13 protein-coding genes are annotated in these 16,218 nt (G+C 63.8%); 6 read left to right on the forward strand and 7 right to left on the reverse strand.

The genetic code is table 11. The features are described 5' to 3' along the window. A partial coding sequence (locus CQ14_RS46655; RefSeq protein WP_245320466.1) for an AsmA family protein occupies nt 1–1,380 on the reverse strand: 1,380 nt, incomplete at its 3' end. 163 nt (nt 1,381–1,543) lie between these two features. Next, a complete protein-coding gene (locus CQ14_RS23470; protein ID WP_057860213.1) occupies nt 1,544–2,776 on the reverse strand; it encodes a cytochrome P450 in 1,233 nt (410 codons plus the stop codon). Nucleotides 2,777–2,883: 107 nt separating this feature from the next. Here CQ14_RS23470 and CQ14_RS23475 point away from each other — a divergent pair, with 107 nt between their 5' ends. Next, entirely contained in the window at nt 2,884–3,495 is a 612-nt protein-coding gene (locus CQ14_RS23475) for a TetR/AcrR family transcriptional regulator (protein WP_057860214.1), read from the forward strand. Between the two features lie 50 nt (nt 3,496–3,545). Further along, on the forward strand, nt 3,546–4,622 hold the full coding sequence (locus CQ14_RS23480; protein WP_082650004.1) for a M23 family metallopeptidase: 1,077 nt from the start codon (nt 3,546–3,548) through the stop codon (nt 4,620–4,622). A gap of 13 nt (nt 4,623–4,635) precedes the next feature. Here the strand turns inward: CQ14_RS23480 and CQ14_RS23485 are convergent, their stop codons facing one another. The 5 genes from CQ14_RS23485 to CQ14_RS23505 form a co-directional block, all read right to left on the reverse strand. Further along, the gene (locus CQ14_RS23485) at nt 4,636–5,937 is read right to left on the reverse strand and encodes an MFS transporter (protein WP_057860215.1); all 1,302 of its coding nucleotides are present in this window, start codon (nt 5,935–5,937) and stop codon (nt 4,636–4,638) included. A 76-nt stretch (nt 5,938–6,013) separates the two neighbouring features. Then, nucleotides 6,014–6,991: a hydroxyacid dehydrogenase gene (locus CQ14_RS23490; protein WP_057860216.1), complete on the reverse strand. Its 978-nt coding sequence runs from the start codon at nt 6,989–6,991 to the stop codon at nt 6,014–6,016. A gap of 1 nt (nt 6,992) precedes the next feature. Further along, nucleotides 6,993–8,849, reverse strand: coding sequence for a TRAP transporter large permease (locus CQ14_RS23495; RefSeq protein WP_057860217.1), 1,857 nt, complete (start codon nt 8,847–8,849; stop codon nt 6,993–6,995). 11 nt (nt 8,850–8,860) lie between these two features. After that, nucleotides 8,861–9,892 (reverse strand): TRAP transporter substrate-binding protein, encoded by a 1,032-nt coding sequence (locus CQ14_RS23500; protein WP_057860218.1) that lies wholly within the window; start codon nt 9,890–9,892, stop codon nt 8,861–8,863. Nucleotides 9,893–10,067: 175 nt separating this feature from the next. Next, nucleotides 10,068–12,113: an adenylate/guanylate cyclase domain-containing protein gene (locus tag CQ14_RS23505; protein ID WP_245320467.1), complete on the reverse strand. Its 2,046-nt coding sequence runs from the start codon at nt 12,111–12,113 to the stop codon at nt 10,068–10,070. Nucleotides 12,114–12,312: 199 nt separating this feature from the next. Between CQ14_RS23505 and CQ14_RS23510 the strand changes: the two genes are divergently transcribed. The 4 genes from CQ14_RS23510 (at nt 12,313) to bufA2 (ending at nt 16,175) form a co-directional block, all read left to right on the forward strand. Then, nucleotides 12,313–13,044: a cytochrome c biogenesis CcdA family protein gene (locus CQ14_RS23510; RefSeq protein ID WP_057860220.1), complete on the forward strand. Its 732-nt coding sequence runs from the start codon at nt 12,313–12,315 to the stop codon at nt 13,042–13,044. Nucleotides 13,045–13,190: 146 nt separating this feature from the next. Then, complete coding sequence (locus CQ14_RS23515) at nt 13,191–13,655, forward strand: DoxX family protein (RefSeq protein ID WP_057860221.1); 465 nt, start codon at nt 13,191–13,193, stop codon at nt 13,653–13,655. Nucleotides 13,656–13,742: 87 nt separating this feature from the next. Next, entirely contained in the window at nt 13,743–15,527 is a 1,785-nt protein-coding gene (locus tag CQ14_RS23520) for a DUF255 domain-containing protein (RefSeq protein ID WP_057860222.1), read from the forward strand. Nucleotides 15,528–15,911: 384 nt separating this feature from the next. Continuing rightward, nucleotides 15,912–16,175, forward strand: coding sequence for a BufA2 family periplasmic bufferin-type metallophore (gene bufA2 / locus CQ14_RS23525; RefSeq protein WP_057860234.1), 264 nt, complete (start codon nt 15,912–15,914; stop codon nt 16,173–16,175). Nucleotides 16,176–16,218 lie beyond the last annotated feature (43 nt).

Here is a 16,218-nt window from a genome sequence, read left to right on the forward strand (position 1 = left end):
GATGTCGGCCTTCATGGTGTCGATGGCAAAGCCTTCCGGCGCCACGGTGAGATCGCCACGCAGGCGAAGCGGCTTCTGGCTGCGAAAGGCGCCGTCGCCGCGGCCCTGCAGCCAGGTCAACAGCGCCTCGGGATCGGAGGAATCGATACTGAGCGTGGCCTTGAACTGGTCCGGCGCAGCGCTCTTCACGCCTGCGTCGCTGAGCGAGACCTTGGTCGCGCCGGGCGCGCGAAACTCCAGCCTGTGGACGCGCCAGGTATTGGCATCGCTTTCGAGCTCGGCCGCGATGTCCTGCAGCGGGCGCCCGCCGAGGATGACCTGTTCGGAAGCGAGTTCGATTTGCGTTGATATCGGCAAATGCGGAACGACTGACGTGAGAGCCCGCAGCGCCGGCAACGCGCGAGCCGGCTCGGCGGCGTTGTCCTTTGCACTTTCCCTGGTAACGAACCTGTCGGCATCGAGCTGACGCGCCGACAGCGCCGCACGCAATAGCGGCGCCGCACCGAAACGGACGTCGCCGCTGCCCGCAAGCTTCAGCGCGCGCTCGTCGGCGCCATAGGTCACCTCGACCTGTTCCAGCCGCGCCGCCGAATGGTCGGACTTGACCTTTGCAGCGATACGCCACGGTGGGTCGTTGCCCTTGCCCTTCTGGCCGGGAGGAGCGACCAGCGTTATCGCGCCTTCGAACCGCGGCGCGCGGGAATCGAAGTTCAGCAGGCCGTCGAGATCGATGGCGAGCGAACGCTGGCCCGGATCGATGTTGAGATGAACGCGGGTGCCGTTGCCGTCGGGCCCCTGCCCCGACGAGATCCGGAACGGATAGCGGGTGCCGGACAGCATGAAATTGCCGTCGCCGCGGATCGCGCCGGCCAGCGAGCGGACGTCGCCGCTGAAGGCGATGTCGTTCAGCTCGAGCGTAGAGCGGCTCGCGGCATCATGCAGGGCGATGCGGCCGGTGAGATTGAGCCGGTCGATCGCCAGCGAGCCCAGATTGACGGTCCCGGTCGTCGCCGGCCAGTCGATCCGCCCCTTCGCATCGAGGCCGAGATCGAGCGACATGCGGTTGATGGTCAGCTCGGTGGCCCGCACCTCGCCGCGCATCAGCGAGCCCAGGCTGAATTCCACGTCGAGCTTGTCGGCGCGAACCTTGCCGAGATCGTTGGCGCCGCCGACCGCGACCGAGTGCAGCTGCAGCGACGGCGCCGGCAGCAGGCGCGCGTCGAGCTTGCCGCCGACGCGGACCGGCGCGCCGATGATCCGCGTCGCCTCAGCCTCGAATTGCGGCCGGAACTGGCTCCAGTCGATGAAATACGGCCCGACCAGCGCGGCAATCAGCGCAATGATGAAGGCGATTGCCAGGCCGAGCAGTGTCGTCTGCACGGTGATTCCCCTTGAACCGCCCCGGCGCCGGCTGCGCGTCATGCCGGAACCGGCGCCGGGGCAGCCCGGAATATAGAGAGAAGTATGGCGAAGTCACAGCGTCATACTGACAGGAGCCATACTGACAGGAGCCCTTGCCCCGGCTCCGGCCGGAGCCCGGGCGTTACCAGCTTGCCGGCAGGCGCTTCAGGCCGCGCAGCACGAAGGTCGGCCGCCATTCCGCATTGACAGCGTCATCGAGCCGCAGGTCCGGCAGCCGGCGCAGCAGGGTCGAAATCGCGATCTCGGCCTCGATCCGCGCCAATTGAGCCCCGAGGCAGAAATGGATGCCGCCGCCAAAGGACAGCGGCTTCACATTGGGCCGGGTGATATCCAGCCGCTCCGGGTGGTCAGGGTAGACCGCAGGGTCGTGGTTGGCGGAGCCGAGCAGGCACAGCACGGTCTCGCCCTTCGGAATGCGTCGTCCGCCGAGATCGTCGATGTCTTCCAGCGCCACCCGCCCGGTGAGTTGCACCGATGAATCGTAGCGCAGGAATTCCTCGATGGCGTTGGTGATCAGCTCGGGCCGGGCCTTGAGCAGCGCGAGCTGATCGGGATTGCGGTGCAGCGCCAGCAGGCCGTTGCCGATCAAATTGACGGTGGTCTCGTGGCCGGCGCCGAACAAGAGGATGATGTTGGCGGTCAGTTCCTCATTGGTGAGCTTGCTGCCGTCCTCCTCGGCGTGCACCAGTTGCGAGGTCAGGTCGTCACCCGGATTCTTGCGCCTGAGCTCGAACAGTTGCTGGAAATACATCGCCGCCATCACGTTGCCGGCGTTGCCCTGCTGGATCTCCTCGGGCGAGAGCGGCACCGGATCGAGCAGCCGCCCGCCATCACGCGAACCGGTATAAAACGCCTCGCGATGCTCTTCGGGAATCCCGAGCATGTCGCAGATGATGGTGACTGGCAGACGGAATGCAAAATCCTCGATCAGGTCCATCCTGCCCTGCGGGATGATGCGATCGAGCGTCTCGTCAACGATCTGCTGGATGCGCGGCCGCATGTCCTCGACCCGGCGCGCCGTGAAGGCCTTCACCACCAGCCCGCGCAGGCGGGTGTGGTCCGGCGGATCCTGCTGCAGCATCCAGTGGCTCATGCTGCGGAACACCGGCTCGTCCATGATCTTCGGACCGTAGCGGCGGATGGTGCGCTCGACGTAGTCCTTGCCGAACCGCTTGTCGCGCATGACGAGGCTGACCTCGGCGTGGCGGCTTGCCACATACGTCCCGAACGACGTCAGATGTACCGGGTCGGTGGTGCGCATCCGCTCGTAATGGGGATAGGGGTTGCGGATGAATTCCGGAGCCAGCGGATTGAACAACGGCGCGCTACTGGCAGTCTGAACATGCTCGTTCATGGTGACCTCATGCTGGCTGTGCGCGGTTCAGCGCGTCTTCCCCCGGCCGATCGATCGAAATTCGATACATTGTTGTATTGAGTTGCATTCTCGCCTAAACTGGCCAGATGTCAAGAGTGCGCACCAGGCCCACAAGGGACGATACCCGCGACAAGCTGTTCGAGGCGGCGGCGCGCGTATTCGAGGAACAGGGCATCGGCGGCGCCAGCATCGAGACGATCGCGGCGGCGGCCGGCTTCACGCGCGGAGCGTTCTATTCGAACTTCAAGAGCAAGGACGAACTGATCATCGCCATGCTTGAGGATCACGTCGAGCAATCGATCGGACGCATCCGCGATCTGCTCGAGCAGCACAAGACTCTCGCCGATTTCCTCGATGCGTTGAAGAGCATGAACCGCAGCGCGCAGGATCCGCTCGGCCGCTCTCCCCTGCTCCACATGGAAATGATCCTGTTCGTGGCGCGCGCCGAAAAGCGCCGACCCGAACTCGCCAAGCGGCTGCGCGCCCGGCGGAAACTTGTCACCGACATCATCGAGACCACGGCGAGGAACAGCGGCAGAAAGACGATTCTCGACCCGACATGGGCCGGCGCGCTGGTGCTGGCGCTGGAGGACGGTTTTCGCCTGCATCGTCTGATCGATCCGGAGACGACGGCGCCCGACAGCTTTTTCCGCGCCATCGGCGACTTGCAGCGGGCGATGGGAATTTCAGCCGCGTGAGTGAAAATAACGGCGTCGCGCGACGCGTCGCAAATCGCTAACTTGCGCGAATGCATGCGACCGCCGACACCGGATATTCGACACATTCTGCGCGCCAATCTGCGCGTCGCTTTGCTGCACCCGGATGGTCGCGCCTGAAATACCTGATCCTGATTTCGCTGTGTTTTGCCGCCGCGCCCAACGCCAGGGCGGAGGAAGTCATTTCGCTCGCGCTGCCCATCCGCTGCCAGCCGGGGCTGACCTGCTTTGTCCAGAACTATGTCGATCACGACGCTTCCGACAAGGCCCGCGATTACCGCTGCGGCGGACGCAGCTATGACGACCACGACGGCACCGACATCAGGATCCGGAATCTGGAAATCCAACGGCAGGGAATAGAGGTGCTCGCCGCGGCGCCCGGCCGCGTCATCGGCACGCGAAACGACATGGACGACGTCTCGGTCAACACCGTGGGCAAGGCCGCCATTGCCGGAAAGGAATGCGGCAACGGCGCGGTCATCGAACATGAGGGCGGCTGGCGCACGCAATATTGCCACATGGCCAAGGGCAGCGTCCGGGTCAAGGTCGGCGATCAACTCACGACCGGGCAGCCGATCGGCCTGGTCGGACTATCCGGCGATACCGAATTCTTCCATCTGCATTTCACGGTGCGGCATCGCGGCCAGGTCGTGGACCCCTTTGCCTATGGCGCGACGGAGAATTCCTGCGGCGGCGGCCGGTCGATCTGGGCCGCTTCGCTCGGCGAACAGATGCAATACCGGCCCCGCGAAATCATCGATTACGGCTTTGCCGCCATCGCCCCGACCATGGAGCTGGTCGAGTCCGGAGAAATCGGCAAGCATTCCGTCACGTCCGCGTCGGATGCGCTCGTCGCTTATGTGAGAGTTATCGGCTTGCAGGCCGGCGACCAGCAATTCCTCGCAGTGCAAGGCCCCGATGGCGCGTCGCTTGCGGGCAACAGCGTCCCCGCGCTCGATCGCGACAAGGCGCAGTTCCTCATCCTCTCCGGCAAGAAGCGCACCGAGACGGCATGGCCCGCTGGCCGCTACACCGCGACCTACCGCGTGACCCGAGACGGCGCGGAAGTGCTGCGAAAGACCTTCGACATCGAAGCGCGTCCGCGATGAGTCCCTCATCCCGCTAGCCCGCGCCGCTCCTGACCGGCAGCTTGTGCATTTGTCCCGCGACCGCCCTCACCTTGCCCGGCGATGCCTGCCATATCGCCACCGCCGACAGGATGCTGACGGCAATGCCGATGGCAAAGGCGAGCGTGTAGCTGCCTGATAGATCGTAGAGCAACCCCGTCGCCCACGGGCCCGCAGCGCCACCGGCCAGCGCCGCCAGCATGATGGTGCCGAAGATGCTGCCATATTGCTTACCCTGAAAGATTTCCAGCACCACCGCGCCCATGATCGAGGTCAGGCCATAGCCGAGCGCGCCCTGGGTGAAGATCATGAGATAGACCAGCGGCAACACCGGCGCGAATTTCAACGCGATCAGTGCCGCAAAGCAGATCGCAAAGCCGGCGCAGCTGATGGCCCAGATCCATTCGCGCCCGATGCGGTCGGAGAGATGCCCGAGCCAGATCTGGCCGGGAATCCCGAGAAGGCTGACGACGCCGAGCGCCCACACCGCCACGTTGGCGCTGAAGCCGATGTCGAGCAGGTATTTGGTCTGGTGGACCTGCACCGCGTACCAGATATACAGGCCCGAGAAATAACCGATCGAGATCCACCAGAAACGCGCGGTGCGCAGCGCGCGGCGCAGTGTCCAGTCGGTGCCGGCCCAGACGGGATCGACGACGTTCGAGACCGGTGCGGCCGATGTTGCCGACAGCGCGGCGTCGCCGTCCGGCAATAGCCCGATATCCTCGGGCCGCTTGTGCAGCAAGAGATTGATCGGTGCCAGCACCGCAAAGATCAGAATTCCCATCGCGGTGCAGGCGGCACGCCAGCCGGTCTGCTCGATCGCATGCTGCACCCAGGGCAGCAAGGTCACCGAACCGATGCCGACGCCGGCAAAAGCAATGCCGATGGCGAGGCCCCGGCGGCGGATGAACCAGTTCGGCAGGAAGAACGACTGGCCGGAATAGCCGAGGCAGACGCTGCCCGCACCGACCATCACGCCGAGCGTCAGATAGAGATGCCAAGGCTGCGTCGTCAGCGGCGCCAGCAACATCCCGCCACCCATCAGAGCGACACCAAGTTCCATCACCGCACGCGGACCGAGGCGATCCATCATGCGGCCGATCAGCGGACTGGCGACGCCGGAAGCCACAAAGCCGAACGAAAACGCGCCCGCGGTGACGCCGCGATCCCATCCGAACTCGCCGATGATCGGCGGATAGAACAGCGAGAACGCCGTCCGCGCATTGACACCGATCGCCATGGTGACAAACGTCACCACAACAATCAGCCAGCCGTAGAAGAAGGGAAGACGCATCACCGCATTACCATTTCGAACCGCGTTATTGCGGATCGTCCTGACAACATCACGCTGGCATCCGCGGTTTCGGAGGTCAAGGACGGCGCTTCCAATGATCGGCATTGATCGCGCCGATCGGAATTTCACCCGCGATAATCTTCTCGACCTGCCGCACCGTTTCCAGCGACTGGTATTCGATCGCCGGCGGCGTCAGGCCGCCGATGTGCGGGGTGGCGATGACGTTCGGCAGTTTTGCGAGCTCCGGCGACGGCATCTGGTCCAGCGCGCGGCCGACATCCATGGCGGCGCCGGCGATGCGGTTTTCGCGCAGCGCCGCGGATAACGCCGTCTCATCGACGAGATTGCCGCGCGACAAATTGATGAAGAAGGCGTGCCTCTGCATGCGCGCCAGCGCCGCCTGCCCGATCAGGTTTTCGGTTTGCTCGTTGGCGACCGCGAGGCAGACGACGTAGTCGGCGCGCGCCAGCAGATCGTCGAGCGGCGCGTGCCGGATGGCGGCATCGCTGACGGTCGCAAAGGGATCGGCGACCAGGACTTCCATGCCCAGCACCTTGGCGATGTCGGCGAGGTAACGGCCGATGCTGCCGTAGCCGATGATGCCGAGCCGGCTGCCCGCCAGTTGCCGGCCCATGATGATTTCGGGCTTGCGCGCAGCATGGTAATCGGCCGTGGCGCGTGACATGCCGCGCGACAGGTCGACCATGAAGCCGAGCGCGAGTTCGGCGACCGACTGGACGAAGCCGGGTCCGGCGCGCGTGACGAGGATGCCGGAGGCGGAAGCTGCATCGACATCGATGTTGCGGATATCGACGGCGCAGCGAACGAAGGCGCGCAAGTTCGGCAGTTGCGGAAATATCTCGCCCGGCCCCGCCGTGAGGCGGTCTGCCACGATAATATCGACATCGCGCGCGGCCCCGATCAGGCCGGCGGCATCGAGCGCGTCGTTTGCTTCATGCAGCTTGACCTCTGCGATGGCCTGCAGCCCGGCAAGGCTGCGCTCGCCGTAATACTGCGCGCGGGACTGCGGCGTATGAGTCAGCAGGACTTTCATCTCAATACCCGAAGGCCCGCGGCAGCGCCGTACTGATCGCGGGCACGAACGCGATCACCAACAGGCAGAGCAGCAGCAGGCCGAGATAGCCCATGATCGGCTTGACGGTCTGCTCGATCGGCACGTTGCCGATCAGGCAGGCGCCGTAGAGGCCTAAGCCCAGCGGCGGCGCGAACAGGCCGATGCCCATCGCAACCACCAGCACGACGCCGAAATGCAGGGGATCGATGCCGAGCTTGACCGCAACCGGCATCAACAGTGGCCCGAAGATGATGAGCGCCGCCGCACCTTCCAGCACCGAACCCATCACGATCAGCACTACGATCGAGAGCAGCATGAACAGCCAGACGCCGTGCGATCCTGATAGCGCCAGCATGAGGTCGCCCACCGCATGCGGCACCTGCTGCAGCGTCAGAACGAACGCCAGCGATTGCGCGGCGGCAACGATGAACAACACCAGCCCCGAGCGCGTCGCCGATTGTACGAAACTGTGCGCCGCCGTCTTGAAACTGAGTTCGCGGAACACGATGGCGCCGACGACGAGAGCATAGACCACGGCGAAGGCCGAGATTTCGGTGGCGGTCGCAAAGCCGCTCTTGAAGCCGAAGAAGATCATGAAGATCAGCCCGAACGAGGCGAGCGCACCGCTCCACAGGCCCGACACCGGCGGCCGCGGCTCGGCCTCATCCGCTGGTTCGGGACGTTTGCCGAGGATGATGGACAGCACGATCAGCGCCAGCGCCATCAGCCCCGCCGGCAAGAGGCCCGCAACGAACAATCCGCCGATCGACAAATTGGCGACGAAGCCGAGGATGATCAGGTTGATGCAGGGCGGAATGGCTTCCGCCATGACCGCGGACGCGGCCAGCAACGCCACTGCGCCGCCCGGGTTTTGCTTCGACCGGCGCGCGGCCGGGATCAGCACTGAGCCCACCGCGGCGACGTCGGCCATCTTGGAGCCGGAGATGCCCGAGAACAGCACCATCGACATCACCATGACCACGTTGAGCCCGCCGCGCATCCGCCCCACCGCCCGCTGCAACAGCTCGATCAGCCGCACCGACATGCCGTTGGCTTCCATCAGGTAGCCGACGAGAATAAAGAACGGGATCGCCAGCAGCACGAAATTGTCGATGCCCCGCGCCATCTGCTGGGCGAAGATGACGCAGGGCAGCGTGCCCTCGACCCAGATGAAGATCAGCGCCGCCAGCGCCAGCGCAAACCCGATCGGCAGTCCGCCGAACAGCGTGATGAAGAAGCCAATCAGCATCAGCGTGCCCGACGAGGGCACCGTATCGGGCGCCAGGAAATCCCACCCGAGATAAAAGGCGACGATCAGGCCGGTTGCGAGAATCCCAGCGATCATGTCGCGAACGGGGCGGCCCAGGAAAATCTCCAGCGCGAACACCGTCATGAACAGCGCACCGCCGCCCATCGGGTAGAACGTCCACTCCAGCGGCAGGCCGGAGCCGGAGGTCTGCCCCGTGGTCAGCCAGCCCATGTGGATGGCGTTGAAGGCGACATAGGCGGAGATGATCGTCACCAGCAAAGCGCCGATGGAATCGACGACGCGGCGGACATCCGACGGCAGCATGTCGATGAAGAACGCAACGCCGAGATTTTCGGCGCGGGCCAGCGCGCTGGCGGCGCCGAAGAAGCTCGATCCCACCATCAGGCCACGCGCGACGTCGTCGGCCCATTCGACCGGTGCATTGAACAGGAAGCGCAGCAACACGGAAACGCAGACGACCAGGAGGTCGGCAGCGAGCAGGATCGCAGCAACGGCGTCGCTCACGGCGAGCAGCGAAGCCGTGATCCGGAAACCGCCGCTACTGAGCGAGGGCGCGGCGACTGACATGGTCTAAATCCTCACGCCTGCGTCGCGCGGATCATGTCGACCACCGGCTTCGCCTCCGGGCGAGCCTTGATGAAATTGTCGGTCTGCGGCAGGACGCGCTTGCGGAACGCGTCCTTGTCGCATTCGACGATGGTGACGCCCTTGTCCGCCAGATTCTTCAGCGCTTCCTTCTCCATCTCGAGACCATGCGTGCGGGTATCGGCGGCCGCCTTCTGCGCCGCGTCGAGAAACCCCTCGCGCAGCTTGGGGTCCATCCGCTTGAACGTGGTCTCGCTGAAATAGGTCGCGAGCGGCGAGAAATTATGCTGGGTCAGCGCGTAGTGTTTCGACGTCTCGTAGAACTTGCTGGCCAGGATGGTCGGCGGATCATGCTCGAGCCCGTCGAGCACGCCAGCCTGCAGCGCCGTGTAGATTTCCCCGAACGCCAGCGGCGTCGCCGCGGCGCCCATCAGGCGAAGGCACTCGGTGATGACAGGGTTCGGCAGCGTCCTGATCTTGAGGCCGGCGAGATCGTCCGGCCCCTTCACCGGTTTCTTCGCCAGCACGCTGCGCGAGCCGAAATTATACGCCCAGGAGATGATGCGGATGTTGCCGCCCTTCAAAAGCGCTTCCTCCACCGGCTTGGCGGCGCCGGCCTCGAATGCCTTGGTCTGCTGCGGAAAGCTGGTGAAGAGATAACCGAGATCGAACGCGCCGACGAGCGGAACCAGATTGGCCGAGATCGACGATCCCGACAGCATCAGGTCGATGACGCCGAGCTTCACCGAATTGATGACGTCGATTTCCTGACCCAACTGGTTGTCGGGAAAGAACGTGACCTCGATCTGCTCGCCGAGCCCATTCCCCTTCAGGTGCTTCACCAGATTGTCGTAATAGACGCGGCCGTTGGCATATTTGGGATCGTTGGGAAGCGACGATGAGCATTTCATCTTCATCGTGGCGGCCTGCGCCCGCCCGATAATGGCCGGCGACAGCATCACCCCCGCCGCGACGGCCGTGGACGATTGCAAAAGCCTGCGCCGGCTGATGGACCCGCTCTTCATGGCGTTCTCTCCCAAGCTTGTTTTTTCAAACCCTTTTTCCGGGTTCGTTTTTAGAGGCGATCTTCATGCGCCGCGGTTGCTTGCTGCGGCCGCACAATTTAACCTTCTGGGTAAATTCTATGACCAAACGGAAGCGCTGCGCAAGAGCGCGCCTGCAGATGACACTACGTGCCCCCTACTTCGTCCGCGCGACCGTCGTACCGTCCCAATTCTCCCCGGCGGGATTTTCGAGTTGCTGCCGGCAGCGCTCAATCATCAGGGATGACGCCGCATCGTCCTTGCGGACCTCCAGCACCTTTTCAAAGCCATTGATCGCGGCTGCGAAGTCGCCCGCGCGCCAGGCAGCGAGGCCGGCTTCATAGGAAGTTACCCAGCCGAGCTCACCGTCGAACTCGCCGGCCATCCCAAGCAACTCATAGATCTGCAGTCCACCCGCGCGGCCATAGACCGCCAGCCGGTCGAGCTCGCGGACCACGATGCTGCTCCCGGCGAGCCTTCGCGTTTCGGGGCCGATGATGATCGTGGAGCCGTACGCCTTGTTGGTGCTTTCGAGGCGGCTTGCAATATTCACGGCGTCGCCGATCACGGTGTAGTTCAGCCGCACTTCCGATCCGATGTTGCCGACCAGCATGTCGCCGGAGTTGATGCCGATGCGGATCCTGATGCGCTGGCTATGATCGTCGACAAGACCGGCCTCTTCCACCGCACGCCGGCACGCCAGCGCGGCGCGGCAGCAATCGACGGCATGATCGGGATTGGGCGACGGCGCGCCCCAGAACGCCATCACGGCGTCACCGATGAATTTGTCGATGGTGCCGCTCTGGTTTTGAATCTGCGCCGAGACGCAATCGAAATAGCGCGACAATAGCGGGATGATGCGGTCGCCGAGGCGTTCCGACATGCCGGTGAAGCCGGCAAGATCGATGAACATCACGCTCATCGGCCGCACTGCGCCCCCGAGCCGTGCGCCGTTGCCGTCGCTGATCAGCCGCTTGACGAGGTCGGCGGGAATGTATTTGCGGAACGCGGCAAGCCCCTGCGCCATGTCGCCGATCGCGCCGGAAAGATTGCCGATCTCGGTCAATCGCGACGGATGCCGCTGCACCTTGTCGAGGTCGAAGCGTTCGACATGCCTGATCTCGTTGACCACCTTGATCAGGGGAGCCGCGATCAGGCGCTGGGCAAGCCAGGCCGACAACAGCCCGGCAAGGACGATCAGGACCGCAAGCCCGATCACCAGGTTCCGGATCGTCATCTGCACCGGCCCGAGAAATTCGGATTCCGGCACCACCGTCACCAGCGACCAGCCCGGAAACGAGATCGGCGTAATGACCGCCTGATAGGCCTTGCCGTCCCGCTTCACCGTCGTATTGAACGGCTGCCCCTCGCCGGGCTCATAGGCGCTGCCGGCGTTTTTGATCGCCTCGACCGCGACCGGAAACAGCGGATGATCGGTCTTCAGCTCCACCAGTTCGCTGGCATCGGGATCGGGCGAGGCCACCACCTTGCCATCCCGTTCGAGAATGAAGGCGCCCGCCGATTTGCCGACCGTGAGCTGCGACAGGAAATTCGAGACGCGGGTCAGCTCGATGATGATGGCGGCGACGCCGGCCGGCTTCTTGTCGATCTCGACCGGCGCCGAGAAAGCCGCCGCCAGCCGCTCGCCGCGCGGATGCGTCGTCAGCGTCGACCAGTGTTCGTCGTTGGTCTCCCTGACGACCCGAAACCATTGCTGCTCCGTCACGGAATAGTCGGTGTCTTCAAACCAGCTTGCCTTGAGCTTGAGATCGTCGCCGACGAATTCGTAGCGATTGATGCGCAAATTGCGGTCGGGAGTGATCTCGAGCATTTCGATGACGTTGTTACCGAGCTTGTGCCCGGCAAAGAACGAGCCGTCCGGCCATCCGAACGCCACCCAGGAGATGGTCGGCTGCGACAGCAATTGCGACCGGAATACGACTTCGCGTTTCCGGGCATCGCGGGGGTCGAACACTTTTTCCGCAAGAAGCGTGCGCACCGCCAGCATGGACGAGCGCGCCTCGGTCGTGACCGACTGCAGTTCGTCGCCAACCGCGGAGACGATCTGGTCGTTGATGGTGTTGGCCAGGGTTTGGCTGACCTGGTGGGCGGTACGCCACCACAGCAAATGCACGCCGGCGGCGCTGACGGCGATGGACGTCAGCACGAGGGCGGAAATGGCGGTGCGGACGCCGAGGCGCATGCGATGGTCCCGTGAGTGGGTCTGATTACCGCAATACGGAATCATAGCAACGTCTGTTTCGCGACCGAGGCCATTTCGGGCCTTCGGACACGGCTCTGTGACCGCAGTTGAGCCGTAATGAAGACGAAACTTATCGATTGGCTGTTCCGTACATGCCAAGACGGCGCTATGCCTTGCGGCAATTCTCGAAGGTCATGCAATGCACGATGTTTCCATCCCGGCGGCCCTGATTGCCGGTCTCGTCAGCTTCCTGTCCCCCTGCGTGCTGCCTTTGGTGCCGCCCTATCTGATCTATCTGACCGGCGCGACCATCGAGCAGGTCGCCAATGCCGAGACGGCGCAGGCCTCCAAGCGCGCGGTGATGGCCGCGGCGCTGATGTTCGTGCTGGGCTTCTCCACCGTGTTCGTGGCGCTTGGCGCCAGCGCCTCCCTGATCGGCGGGCTGATCCGCGCCTGGTCGGCAGAGCTCTCGATCCTCGCCGGCATCGTGATCATCATCATGGGCCTGCATTTCCTCGGCCTGACCCGGATCGGGCTGTTGATGCGCGAGGGACGAATGGAAATGCCGAAGCCGGTCGGCCTGTGGGGCGCCTATGCCATGGGGCTGGCCTTCGCGTTCGGCTGGACGCCCTGCATCGGCCCCATCCTGGCGGCGATCCTGTCGATCGCAGCGGCCGAGGCCACCGTCACCAAGGGCGCGGGGCTGCTGGCGGTCTATTCCGCCGGGCTCGGAATCCCGTTCCTGCTGGCGGCCTTCATGATCGAGCAGTTCTCCTCGCTGTTTGCACGCATGAAGCGGCATCTCGGCAAGGTCGAGCAGGCCATGGGCGTTCTGATGGTGATCACCGGCATCGGCTTCCTGACCGGCGCCGTCTCCAGCATCAGCATCTGGCTATTGGAAACCTTCCCGGCGCTGCAAAATTTCGGCTGAGGCCCGCGTAACAAGCGGGTGGGTACTTGCGAAATTCCCGTCACGGCCAGATTGCCGCCTTCACAGTCGCGGCTTTCCCGCGCGCTGGATTTTGAAGAGGCAGCAGCGCAGCCTCACGTCGCCCAGGTACTTAAAGAGGGGTTCGCATGCATTTCATCGTCAATCTTCTCATCCTGCTGCCCGCGCAGATCGCATCGTATTTTTCCTGGGCCGGGCCGTTGATCGCGCGGCTGATCGTCGGCTACACCTTCATGCTGGCCGGCTGGGGCAAACTCAATAATCTGACGCAGGTTACCGAGAATTTTGCCGGCTGGGGCATTCCGTTCCCGACTATTCTCACGCCGTTTGTATCCAGCGTCGAATGCTTTGGCGGCGCGATGCTGATCCTCGGCCTGTTCACGCGCATCCCGGCCGCGATGCTGGCGGTGGTCATGGTCGTCGCCATCAGGTCGGCGAAGTGGGGTGACATCGACTCGCTGGAAACGTTGCTGGGCTTCGAGGAAGCCGCCTACTTCGCCATCTTCATGTGGCTTGCGATCGCGGGACCCGGTGCGGCGTCGCTGGACCGGCTGCTGGTGAACGCCACCGGCCATCGCGAGAAATCGACCTGATCTCACAATCCCGTGAGACGGACGGAATGCTGAGCCGGGATTTTTCGGCACCCGTAGCTGTCGAAACACCAGCTTCCGGGAGCCGCCATGAAATTCGTCCGCATTGCCGCCTTCGCCCTCACAGCCTTTGCCGCGTTTCCCTCGCCCGCCGCAGACGGACTGAAATGGAGCGAATGGAACGACGATCTGTTCGGCCGCGCGCAGGCCGAACAGCGCTTTGTCATCCTCGATCTCGAGGCGGTGTGGTGCCACTGGTGCCACGTGATGGAGAAGACGACCTACGCGGATACCAAGGTGAGGGAATTGCTGGCGGAAAAGTATCTGCCGGTGCGGGTCGACCAGGACGCAAATCCCGACCTGTCGAGCCGCTATGGCGACTGGGGCTGGCCGGCGACCATCGTGTTCGGGCCCGACGGCACCGAGATCGCCAAGATCAGGGGCTATATCGAGCCGGAGCGGATGCAGGCGCTGCTCAAGGCGATCATCGATGATCCCTCGCCCGGACCGTCGGTCGGCGAAGCCTTTGAGGTGAAGCCATCGACCTCCGCCTTCCTCGACAAGGAGCAGCGCGCCGCGCTGACGAAGAATGTCGACGAGTCGTATGAGGAAAAACTTGGCGGTTGGGGTGAGAACCAGAAATACGTCGACGCCGACAGCATGGACCTGGCCATCACCCGCGCCGAGGCTGGCGACGCTGTTGCGGCCAAGCGCGCAAGGCAGACGCTCGATGCCGCCATTGCGCTGATCGATCCGGTCTGGGGCGGCGTGTACCAATATTCCGAAGCCGGCTCCTGGACCCGCGCGCATTTCGAAAAGATCATGTCGTTCCAGGCGCAGTATCTAAGGCAGTACAGCCAGGCCTACGCGCTGTGGAAAGATCCTAAATACCTTGCCGCCGCGCGCAGCATCGAACGCTATCTCGCGCAATTCCTGACCAGCCCTGACGGCGCGTTCTACGTCAGTCAGGATGCCGATCTCGATCACGAGACCGACGGACACAAATATTACGCGCTGTCGGATGGCGAGCGCCGCAAACTGGGAATGCCGCGCATCGACAAGAACCTGTATGCGCGCGAAAACGGCTGGGCCATCTCGGGGCTTTCGGCCTACTATAACGTTACCAACGATGCCAAAGCTCTGGCGATCGCCGAGCGCGCAGCGACATGGGTGATCGACAACCGCGCGCTGCCTGGCGGCGGTTTCCGTCATGGCGAGAAGGATCGCGGCGGACCGTTCATCGGCGACACCCTGGCGATGGGCCAGGCCTTCCTCGATCTTTATGCTTCCACGGGAAATCGCGACTGGCTCACGTCAGCCGCGAAGGCCGGCGATTTCGTCGCAACCTTCCGGGATGAGGGCGGCGGCTTCGTCACCTCGAAGTCAGCGGAAGGCAAAGCCGGCGTGCTCGCCAAGCCCACAAAGCTGATCGAGGACCAGGTGCAGGTCGCCAGATTCATGAACCTGCTCAATCGCTACTTCGGCAATGAGGCCTATCGCGAGCAAGCGGCGCATGCGATGCGCTATCTCGCCAGCGCCGCGGGCGCGATGATGCGTCCCCTGCCCGGCATTCTGCTTTCCGACGAAGAACTCGCGGTCGAGCCCACCCACATGACGATCGTCGGACACAAGGACGACGCCCGCGCAAAAAGCCTGCATGCGCTGGCCCGCGCACTGCCGGCCCGGTACAAGCGGCTGGAATGGCTCGACCTGCGCGAGGGCAAGCTGCCCAATCCGGACGTCGAATATCCCGATCTCGGCGAGCCCGCGGCCTTCGCCTGCAGCAACCGGATCTGCTCGTTTCCCTCCTTCAATGCCGAGGAGTTGCGGGCCACGGTCGCGCAGATGGCGAAGCTGAAGCCGGCGCGCGGATAGGCCAGGCGAGTTCGTTGTGCGATGCAACCGATCGCGCGCATCACGCCTAATCCGTTGAAGCGCTGCGCTTTCTGCGCGGCACGCGCTCGCGGAGATCGCCGCAGCGCGCAACGAAATACTCTCCAGTTCTCGGTGTTAGAGATGGACGGGATGTCCAACCGCAAAAAAAGAAAATTTTCTTTTGAAACTCTGTAACCAAATCGCCTGATGCCCCGTAGCTGGTTTTCGGATGCGCACTCGGTCACGGATGCTTGACGGTTTCCGGCAAGCAACTCGCGGCCCGATTGCCATCCGTCACATCGCTTGCGTTGTGAGGGTCCGTGATCGGGCGATCAGCGGATGCTTGCGGCGCGTTGTCTTCAAACAAGGATCGAGGAGATCGTCATGAAGTTGAATTCCAAATCCGGTGCGACGCTCGCCGCTGCCGCCGCCACGCTGTTCCTCGCCGGCTCGGTGGTGTCGACGGTGTCGACGCCTGCAAATGCCGCCCAGGGCAAGTGCATGGCCGGCAATGCCTGCAAGGGCCAGAGCGCCTGCAAGGGCCAAGCCAATGCCTGCAAGGGCCAGAACGCCTGCAAGGGCACAGGCTTCTCGATGACATCAGAGAAGGCTTGCGCCGCGATGGGCGCCAAGTTCGTCAAGAGCTGATCGGCGGATCATCTGCGCCGAGGGCTCGGCATCGCCGGGCCCT

The organism is Bradyrhizobium lablabi, assembly GCF_001440475.1.
Classification (GTDB): domain Bacteria; phylum Pseudomonadota; class Alphaproteobacteria; order Rhizobiales; family Xanthobacteraceae; genus Bradyrhizobium; species Bradyrhizobium lablabi.